Raw genomic sequence first — 7,878 nt, 5'->3', positions numbered from 1 at the left:
TCATCCCGGTTTATTACCCTTTGCCGTCCTCAGCAATACCGATGATCCCGAACAGGTGTTAAGTCTGGTGTCCCGTTCTTTAGAAACTATCCCCGAAAAACAGGTGCAAAGCAATCTCGCTGCCGCCACCAGTATTCTCGCCGGGTTAGTATTAAATCGGGAGACGATTAAAAAAATCCTTCGGAGTGACATTATGAGAGAATCAGTCATCTATCAAGATATTTTAGAGGAAGGCGAGGAAAAGGGACTACAAAAAGGACGACAAGAAGGACGACAAGAAGGACTGCAAGAAGGACGACAAGAAGGTAAAGAAGAAAAAGCCCGACAAATTGCCCTAAAAATGCTATCTGCTGGCTTTTCTATCTCAGAAATCGCCCGATTTACCGATTTATCCCCCGACGTGATCGAGGAATTACAAAGACAGCAGCACAATTAAAGCTTTTAACCGCAAAGGGTGGCGAATTGGCAAAATTTTGGCTCATCCCCCCACCCCAAGCGCGGTTAACGACGTTTAGCGAGGCGACACACCACTAAACCGCTCCCTAGTATGCCTAGTCCGATAATACTAGAAAGTTTGGGAGTGGACACATTACCAATATCACCCGGAATATCAGCAGCAACAAGGCGAAAGTTATCGATTGCAGCATAACTACTGCTGAGAATATCGGTTTTATCCCAAAAAAGCCCCAATTTTCTCCACGGCAGCCTCTAGAATATCGGGATCGTGAACTAAGGCAAAACGCACATAACCCTCACCACCCTTACCAAAACCGGAACCGGGAGAGACCGCGACACCGGTTTGGGCCACCAATTGCCGACAAAAATCGACGGAATTACCCGGCCAACTGGGGGGAATTTTCGCCCAAACGTACATAGTAGCGGCCGGAGTGGCAACAGGCCAACCGATGCGATTTAGGGCATTAATAAACACATCCCGGCGTTTTTGGAAGATAGCGACGGTTTCCTTGACTGAATCTTGATTACCAGTTAAAGCAGCGATCGCACCGTTAAGGATGCCCAAATACTGATTAAAATCAACCATGGCTTTAATCTGTCGCAAAGCCATAATTAACTGCGGGTTGCCAATGGCGAAACCGATGCGAAAACCGCCCATATTATAGGACTTGGAAAAGGTAAAAAACTCGATCGAATTAGTTTTAGCTCGATCGGCCTGTAAAATTGACGGGGGGGGCGATGTTCCCGCAAAAAAGATGTCTAGATAGGGAAAATCGTGGATTAAAACTAAATTATGCTGACGGCAAAAGTCAACCGCTTTTTGAAAAAATGCCAAAGGTGCGATCGCTGTAGTGGGATTATGGGGATAACTCAAGACCATCAGCTTCGATTGTGCCAGCACTGCCTCAGGAATGTCCTCTAAAACCGGCAGAAAGTCATTTTTTGCCAAAATTGGCATTCCGTACATTTGACCGCCAGCAAGGGCAACACCGCCCAAATGGGAGGGATAACCCGGATCGAGGAGCAGAGCAAAATCCCCGGGGTTGAGAAGGGCCAAAGGTAGATGGGCCGTGCCTTCCTGAGAACCAATTAGGGGTAAAACCTCCGTTTCCGGATCGACGGGGACACCAAAGCGATCGCTATACCAGTTAGCGGCAGTTATTCGGAAGTCTCGCGTACCATTATGGAGTAAATAGCCGTGGGTGTGAGGATCGTGGAGAGATCGCTCAATAGCATCGACAACGTGGGGAGCAGCCCCAAGATCGGAGGAACCGAGCGAAAGATCGATAATGGTATTACCCGCTTCTCTACTGGCAGCTTTTGCCCGATCCATATCGGCAAAAACGTTGGATTGGAGTGCCTGTAAGCGGTGTGCTAGGGTTAAGTTATTCATAACCACAGATACCTAATTAGCTGACATAGGTATCGATAAAAGATTGTAATTGTGGTTTGCCGATCGCCCCTTCATGAGTGGCAATAAGTTTTTTATCTTTAAAGATGCGTAAAGCGGGAACACCTTTCACATCACATTTAGCCACCGAGTTGGGGTTAGGGTCCACCTCTAGTTTAACTACTTTTAGCCGTTCGCCGTAGGTGTTGGCTACCCAATCGATCGAGGGGGATACCAGACGGCACGGACCGCACCAACTCGCCCAAAAATAGACTAAAACGGGTTTTTCGACCTCAAAAACCTCTTGGTCAAACTTCTGATCGCTAATGACAGTTACGCTACTCACAGTATTTATTTCCTCACCATCGTTACTGATCATCATAGGGGTTCTGGGTAATTTTCGGCAATTATCCACTTCCACAATTCCTCAAACATGAGGATCGAAGACATCGCGTAAACCATCACCGATAAAATTAATACTTAACACTGTGATCACGATAGCCAGAGCCGGAAAAATGACCAAGTGGGGGGCAGTTGTCAAGTAATCTTTAGCTTTAAATAACATTTGTCCCCAAGTCGGCACATCGGGGGGGAAACCCAAACCCAAAAAACTCAGGGTTGACTCGGTAATAATCGCATTACCCACCGCTAAAGTAGCCGCCACGATAATCATTCCCAAAACATTAGGCAATAAATGCACCCAGATTAAACGGAAAGGAGTGGCCCCCAAAGCAATCGCAGCCGAGATAAACTCCATCTCGCGTAATTTTAAGAAATTTCCCCGCACCAATCGCGCCACCGACATCCAATTTAAACCCCCGATTACTAAAACCACGAGGATAAAAATACCCGTTTCCGGTCCGGCGATTTTTTTGATGCTATCGCGAAATAGATAGACAATCAGTAAAAGTAGGGGTAATTGGGGCAAAGATAGGAATAAATCCGTTAATCGCATCAATAAGCCATCGATTGCGCCCCCGTAAAACCCGGAAATAGCTCCGATCGCCGTCCCTAGAATAATCGCAACTATCATAGCAGCAATCCCCACCGCTAGGGAAATTCGACCCCCCACCAAAATCCTCGCCAATTGATCCTGGCCCAGATCGTTAGTGCCGAAAAGATGTTTTAAACTAGGGGGAGCAGTGGTTTGACTAAAATCAATGGTATCGATGGGGACCCGATAAAAAATCGGACCGAATAGGACGGCAAGAATAATTATAATTAATGCGATCGCTCCTATTGTTGCCAGGGGATCTCGGTAAAAACGTCGCCAAGTATCGATAATTGCAGAAGACAGGGGAGACATAAGCTGTTAAGTGTTTAAATTACTTTTTGAGACGAGGCACTCTTGCATTAGGGGAGATTCCGCTAATCTAAGAATAAACGGTTTAAATGAGTCTTTTTAGTCTGCTGTATTTTAGGTAAAATCTCAAGATGAGTCCCTTTATTGAAGGAACCGTTGTGTTATAGTATAACTCAAGTTCAGAAAATAGAGAGTAAAACTATGACTGTTAAAGAACTTATTCAAACAGCAATTGATAATTTACCTGAAGAACAACTAGATGAACTTTATCAATTAATTAAAAATTTCACCGCCAGCAAAAACAACTTATTAGAAGAAAAACCATCCTTATTCAAACGTCATTTTCCAGTTGAGAATATGGTGGGTAAAGCTAAAATACTAGGTGATATGGTCAGTCCTATTGTAGATGAAGAAGATTGGGAATGTCTGAAGTAATTGTGCTTGATACTCATATTTGGTTGTGGTTAATAAATGGCAATTTTGACAGATTTACCGAGCATTGGCTAGAAAAATTTGAGTTAGCAGAATCTCTCGGAGTTTCCCCCATTTCTTGCTATGAAATAGCCCTTGCTAACCAACGGGGGAGATTAGAATTAAGTTATCCCCTTCAAGAGTGGATTCAACAAGCTTTAACAGTAGCTAAAATAGATATATTTTCAATTACCCCCGAAATTGCCATTAGAGCCGTTAATTTATCTCCCATTCACAAAGATCCTTTTGACCGTATTATTATGGCTACAGCCTTAGCATACGGGGCAAAACTGGCTAGTATTGATAACTTATTTTCTAAATATGTTGAAATCAAAGATCATCTCATGGAGAGAGGGAAATAGTGATAAGTAAGAGGACAAAATCAACAGATGATTAAAATTTACACGGAAATCGAACGGGGGCAAAATTGGTTAGAGCGCCATCAAAAATCTTCTCCGATATTTGCCCTAGTTTTGGGGTTTACCGAGACGGGATTAATCCCCGGAATCTCCACCGCCGGCGCCACCCCGGAAGATAGAAAATATACAGCGATCGCCGATGCCGAATTTATCGTTAAAGGAGTTTCACCCCATCCCCGTTATCCCTTACCCCCCCTAACGGTGGGAGCCTCCCCTGCCTATATTACCCGCGCCGTGGTGGAAAAATTAGCCATTCCCGTCCGGGTTTTTAACGCCGGTTTACCCTTGCCCCCGGCCGTCGATTATATCGAACTGGGGGGACAACCGGCCCGTTGTCTCTCCACCGGCCGCGCCCTAGATTTCGACATAGTAAAACACCTGTTCGCCCAAGGACTAACCTGGGGAGAAAAACTAGCCCGCCAGTCTAGTTATCTAATTATCGGCGAGTGTGTGGTCGGTGGCACCACCACCGCCCTCGCCATCCTCACCGGATTGGGTTATCGAGCCAACGGCAAAGTTAACAGCAGCCATCCCCAGTGCAATCATGCTCAGAAATGGGCAATAGTTGAGCAGGGATTAGCCCGAAAAGAAATTTTTGATCCTTTTGAGGTAATCGCCGCCCTAGGCGATCCTCAGCAGATTTTCGTCGCTGGCATGGCCATCGCCGCCAGTCGCCAGGGTGGGGTACTCCTCGCCGGAGGAACCCAAATGTTAGCCGTTTCTGCCCTAATTAAAGCTCTGGTGGCTAAATATGCCTATCCAGTTAACTGGGAAAATATCATCGTCGGCACAACTCGCTGGGTAGCGGAAGATAAAACGGGGGATACGGTGGGATTAGCCCGAATGATCGGAAAAGTGCCTTTATTAGCCACACAATTAAACTTTTCAGCCTCTAAATACCCGGTTTTGCAAGCTTATGAACAGGGTTTCGTCAAAGAGGGAGTAGGTGCGGGGGGATGTGCGATCGCCGCTTATCTGTACCAGAATTGGACTAATCAAGATTTACTCAAAGCGATCGAAAATTTAATCGGGTTTCAACTATAGCAGTTATCTTAATGATCAGGTAGGAAGTTTTCCTTTTAGGGAGTCGGTAGTCGGATGTGAGTTTTTTAAATTTTATCTAGCTCTAAACTTTTATTTATTCTCTCCTACTACAGATTGATAAAATCTTTCTAGACTTTCTACAGAGGTTTGATCGTTAAATACTGTATCGATATTCATTTTAGTATAATCTTTGATTGTTTGTCGCCATTGATTATCTAAACCTAAACGAATAGCAATTTCAAGATAGTGATTTTTATCCGTAGCAATTGTCTCGGTTATGCCTAATTTTTTCAAGATAGCATAGGAATGTCTTCCGCGCATAAATTCCCCCGGACAGGTAACAACTGGAAGTTGACAGGCAATTGCTTCTAAGGTGGTATTTCCCCCCGACCAACTTAAGTTATCTAAATAGATGTCTGCTAATAAGTTAAGCTGAAAATAATCATTTTGTTCTAATTGTGGCATCATTACCCCGTAATCTTGCCAATTGAGTCCATACTTATCAAAAGCTTGACTTAATCTCGACTGAAAGCAATGGGTCACAAATTCGCTACGATGACAGATAAAAATAAAGTGGCTGTGGGGAACTTGTCGGGCAATTCTAGGAAAAATATCGTCATTTTCTGGCAGATATTTAAATAAACTCTGACAGTTTAAATAGATGATTTTATCCTCGGCTAATCCCATCTCTAAACGAGTTTTTCTCTGGGGAGGAAGCGAGGGTTTAGCATAGGCAATACCTAAATTAGATAAGCGAATTAATTTTTCACTGTAGTGATTATCTCCCTCCGTGGGTTCCATTAATTCACTGGAGATAAAATAATCAAGGGTTGGTAATCCTGAGGTGATTGGATGGCCCCAAGTTACACATTGTACTGGAGCTAAACGCAATGCTGCTAGTTGGGTAGTGCGAGCATCCATACCAATATCTAAATAAACCAGAATATGTAACTGATTATCTAAAATATGTTGAGCAATTCTTTCTATATTGACCAGATTATCAAATTGATAAAAATAATCACTTTGCTCTTGATATTGTTTGGTAAAATTATCCCAGGTGTTATTAATATCTATTCCATAACAGTAAATTTCAAATTGCTCTCGATTTCGCCACTGCAACCATCCTTGAAACAGTTTCGCTACTGTGTGATGACGCAAGTGAGCAGAAATATAGCCAAGGCGGATTTTTCCCGTAGGCATGGTTAGGTTTTTCACCCAATTAGGAAAGTTAACCGAGGCAATTTTATAAACCAATTCTCCATATTTTTTTTGTAGTTCTAAATCATTTTTAGCTTGATATTGAAGATAAAAGTTAGTTCTTAATCCAATACTTTTCCAAGCATCCTGTTGTTGATTAGTAGTAGTTAAATCAAGATTGGATAAGATATTATCTAACTGTTTCTCGTAGTTTGATCGATATTGCATAATATCGGCTTGAGTTGTGTAAACTATTGGCATTAACCGCATTAATTCTAACTTCAGAGATAGGTGATCGGGAAGATACTCTAAAGCCGATTTAGTTGCTTGAATTGCCACCTCGAGCGGATAATTATTTTGTAGTAACCAAATTAGGCGCAAATGTAAATCAATATTTTCTGGATGATAGGCAATGCCTTTTTTATACACTTCCAAAGCTTGTTTTTCTTCTTTAAGAATGAGATAGCAATGGGCGCAGTTTAAATAAAAATTGCTCTCCTCTATTTTAATTGCTAATAATTTTTGATAATAGTTTAATGCTAATTGATAGATTTTTCTTTGATAAAAATAATCACCTGAATAAAGATTCGCTCTTTTTTGGTCAGCTTGCAGAATTTCCCAAAGGGAGAGATTTTGACTAATTTCTCCTCTATCTCCTGCCAGTTGTTGAGCCGTTTTATAAGCATTTTTTGCCTCTGTCCAAGCTTGTTTAACTAAATAGACATTGCCTAAATTGATATAGAAAGGATAAAAATCACCCTGTTTATTAATTCCCTGCTGATAGAATTTTTCGGCTGACTCTAGCTGCCCTAGTTTATAAAATAAATTGCCCAGTTTGTTATAAGCATCGAGAAAATTATCCTTGAGATCAATCGCTTTTTGATAAGCTGATAAAGCTATATCTAAACGGGATTGTTTTTCTAGCACCATGGCCATAGTATAATGATATAAGGCTTGATTTTCCTCTAAGTTGATGGCTCGTGCCAAACAGTTAAAAGATTCTGTTAGTCGGTTAATTATATAGTATAAATATCCTAAATCGTGCCAGATGTAAGCTAATTGTTCACGCCAAGATAAAATTCTTAAGTAAAAGTCCTCAGCTAAAGTATATTCTCGCCGATTAATTGCCTCTTGCACCTCTTGAAGACAGGAGTTTATCACCGTCAGGGCATAATTTTCTATCTCTTCATCCCCTTCTATTTCTTCTAATTCTAGCCACTGGAGATAGATTAATTTAGCTTCGGCAAACTGCCAGCAATCGAGATTTCTAATTATCTCTTTTTTGAGCAGCATAATTAAATCCTGACTGGACTCTGATTCTAACAGCCAAAATAACCAAATTTCTTGCGCTGTTGCTTGCTGCCCTAGCAGCAAATAAGCTAATCCCAGATAGGGATAATAATCAGTCACTTCCGGATGAACCGCCAGTGCTTGCTGACAAAATAACAATAATTGATTATAGTCTCCCGATGCTAACATTAGCTCGATCGCTTGTTGGTGATTACTGTTGATCATTATCTTGACTCTCGCTGCTTTTATTCCACAATACCCTCGATCGAGCTTAGGGTAACATTTTGGGCTTATTGAACTTAACTAGC

Annotated in this window: 9 protein-coding genes; 4 read left to right on the top strand and 5 right to left on the bottom strand. The window is 42.1% G+C overall.

What is annotated here, in order from left to right; translation table 11 throughout:
• A partial coding sequence (locus IM450_RS07470) for an Rpn family recombination-promoting nuclease/putative transposase (protein WP_287720609.1) occupies positions 1–436 on the top strand: 436 nt, incomplete at its 5' end.
• A gap of 65 nt (positions 437–501) precedes the next feature.
• Here the strand turns inward: IM450_RS07470 and IM450_RS07465 are convergent.
• The 4 genes from IM450_RS07465 to IM450_RS07450 are packed head-to-tail and all read right to left on the bottom strand — an operon-like array spanning position 502 to position 3,152.
• A complete protein-coding gene (locus tag IM450_RS07465; protein ID WP_108936457.1) occupies positions 502–690 on the bottom strand; it encodes a hypothetical protein in 189 nt (62 codons plus the stop codon).
• Positions 671–1,849 (bottom strand): LL-diaminopimelate aminotransferase, encoded by a 1,179-nt coding sequence (locus tag IM450_RS07460; protein ID WP_287667487.1) that lies wholly within the window; start codon positions 1,847–1,849, stop codon positions 671–673. The genes IM450_RS07465 and IM450_RS07460 overlap by 20 nt, the downstream gene beginning before the upstream one ends.
• A gap of 16 nt (positions 1,850–1,865) precedes the next feature.
• A complete protein-coding gene (locus IM450_RS07455) occupies positions 1,866–2,228 on the bottom strand; it encodes a thioredoxin family protein (RefSeq protein WP_002801133.1) in 363 nt (120 codons plus the stop codon).
• 45 nt (positions 2,229–2,273) lie between these two features.
• Positions 2,274–3,152, bottom strand: coding sequence for an ABC transporter permease (locus IM450_RS07450; protein ID WP_287667484.1), 879 nt, complete (start codon positions 3,150–3,152; stop codon positions 2,274–2,276).
• 198 nt (positions 3,153–3,350) lie between these two features.
• On the opposite strand from IM450_RS07450, the gene IM450_RS07445 reads away from it, so the two are divergent.
• The 3 genes from IM450_RS07445 to cobT are packed head-to-tail and all read left to right on the top strand — an operon-like array spanning position 3,351 to position 5,083.
• The gene (locus tag IM450_RS07445) at positions 3,351–3,584 is read left to right on the top strand and encodes a hypothetical protein (protein WP_002739069.1); all 234 of its coding nucleotides are present in this window, start codon (positions 3,351–3,353) and stop codon (positions 3,582–3,584) included.
• Positions 3,572–3,982, top strand: coding sequence for a type II toxin-antitoxin system VapC family toxin (locus tag IM450_RS07440; protein WP_287667482.1), 411 nt, complete (start codon positions 3,572–3,574; stop codon positions 3,980–3,982). Before IM450_RS07445 ends, IM450_RS07440 begins: the two co-directional genes overlap by 13 nt.
• A 27-nt stretch (positions 3,983–4,009) precedes the next feature.
• Positions 4,010–5,083: a nicotinate mononucleotide-dependent phosphoribosyltransferase CobT gene (cobT, locus tag IM450_RS07435; RefSeq protein ID WP_287667480.1), complete on the top strand. Its 1,074-nt coding sequence runs from the start codon at positions 4,010–4,012 to the stop codon at positions 5,081–5,083.
• Between the two features lie 90 nt (positions 5,084–5,173).
• On the opposite strand, the gene IM450_RS07430 is transcribed toward cobT, so the two are convergent.
• The gene (locus IM450_RS07430) at positions 5,174–7,795 is read right to left on the bottom strand and encodes an O-linked N-acetylglucosamine transferase, SPINDLY family protein (RefSeq protein ID WP_287667478.1); all 2,622 of its coding nucleotides are present in this window, start codon (positions 7,793–7,795) and stop codon (positions 5,174–5,176) included.
• Between the last annotated feature and the right edge of the window lie 83 nt (positions 7,796–7,878).

Source organism: Microcystis sp. M083S1 (assembly GCF_020246405.1).
GTDB classification, from domain to species: domain Bacteria; phylum Cyanobacteriota; class Cyanobacteriia; order Cyanobacteriales; family Microcystaceae; genus Microcystis; species Microcystis aeruginosa_C.
The sequence above is the reverse complement of the archived record's forward strand: the minus strand, read 5'-3'. Positions and strand labels throughout refer to the sequence as shown.

Excerpts from the sequence above, each read along its gene's own strand:
- IM450_RS07460 (WP_287667487.1), bottom strand. The coding sequence starts at position 1,849 with ATGAATAACTTAACCCTAGCACACCGCTTACAGGCACTCCAATCCAAC.
- IM450_RS07455 (WP_002801133.1), bottom strand. The coding sequence starts at position 2,228 with ATGATGATCAGTAACGATGGTGAGGAAATAAATACTGTGAGTAGCGTA.
- IM450_RS07450 (WP_287667484.1), bottom strand. The coding sequence starts at position 3,152 with ATGTCTCCCCTGTCTTCTGCAATTATCGATACTTGGCGACGTTTTTAC.
- IM450_RS07445 (WP_002739069.1), top strand. The coding sequence starts at position 3,351 with ATGACTGTTAAAGAACTTATTCAAACAGCAATTGATAATTTACCTGAA.
- IM450_RS07440 (WP_287667482.1), top strand. The coding sequence starts at position 3,572 with ATGTCTGAAGTAATTGTGCTTGATACTCATATTTGGTTGTGGTTAATA.
- cobT (WP_287667480.1), top strand. The coding sequence starts at position 4,010 with ATGATTAAAATTTACACGGAAATCGAACGGGGGCAAAATTGGTTAGAG.
- IM450_RS07430 (WP_287667478.1), bottom strand. The coding sequence starts at position 7,795 with ATGATCAACAGTAATCACCAACAAGCGATCGAGCTAATGTTAGCATCG.